The following is a 1,013-nucleotide window of genomic DNA, read 5'->3' as shown; positions in this document are numbered from 1 at the left end:
CCGCATCTCCTCACCATCCAACCGCGCGGCGATGGCCTGGCCGCGGTCGCAGTCAATGACGCAACTCTATTCTGGCGCGTTCCCTTCACCGTCGAACGCTTCGATTTCAATGGCACGCTGCTTGCCCACCACCACGTCTGGCGCATTCTCTGCGACCGCTTCGAAAATACTGATATCGATATCCCGGCTGAGGTCGCGACCCCAAGCGATCCGCGCCGCGAATATCTGCGCGCGCGCCTCGGCGATGCCGAAGCCTGGTGGTTCTTCGAGAAGGACATGAAGCTGCAGTACCCGCAACCTCGCTTCGATATCGAGAGCGCCCAGACCACGGACGGGATCACCGTGACCGTCACCGCTCAGACGTTCCTGCGCGACATCTCCCTCTTCGCCGACCGCATCAGCCCCAACGCCGAAGTCGACGATATGCTGGTCAATCTCGCGCCCGGCGAAAGCAGGAGCTTCAAGGTGAAGGGTGTCTCCAAGGAAGCCTTCGACAATGCCGACCTGTCGACGATCCTGCGCACGGCCAATCAGGTCGCCGAGCTTCCGCATCACTAAAGCTGGAGGTCGCTTCGATCAAAGTGCGCGGCGCATCGCGCCGGATATATGCTCATAACCTCTGCAAACCATCGCTAGTGATCACACGCTCGAATAGGAAAATGCCTCCTATGATCGGGCGCAGCCTTGTGATCTAGTGCCCCTCATCCGATCCATGAATCAGCGAGACGACGCTTATGTCCTCGGACTCCAATCGCAGCTTTCAAACGCCCCGCCGCGAAGAACTCGGCCTTATCACGCTTGGCAACACCGCCGGCCTTTCGGCTTCGATCCTGCCGAACGGCACGGTATTTTCGATCGATTTCGCCGACCAGCAGGGCGGCGTCATGATCAATCAGGTGCTCGGTTCGCCCGTCTATGGCGGCATCGGCCGGCTCTATCTGCGCGTTGGCGGCTCCAAGCCGGCAACGGCTGAAATCGTCGGCCCGAAGGCTGCCGTCCAGTTCGGCCATGGC

The 1,013-nt window shown here is 60.7% G+C and carries 1 protein-coding gene and 1 pseudogene; both read left to right on the top strand.

Going from position 1 to position 1,013, the window contains the following annotated elements; translation table 11 throughout:
* Positions 1–558 (top strand): annotated as a pseudogene (locus tag Q4Q11_RS31855) (glycoside hydrolase family 2 protein); the annotation flags it as partial.
* 176 nt (positions 559–734) lie between these two features.
* The coding region (locus tag Q4Q11_RS31850) for a hypothetical protein (RefSeq protein WP_498571984.1) at positions 735–1,013 on the top strand (279 nt) is incomplete at its 3' end.

Source organism: Rhizobium sp. UFLA01-1127, from assembly GCF_059803845.1.
The sequence above is the reverse complement of the archived record's forward strand: the minus strand, read 5'-3'. Positions and strand labels throughout refer to the sequence as shown.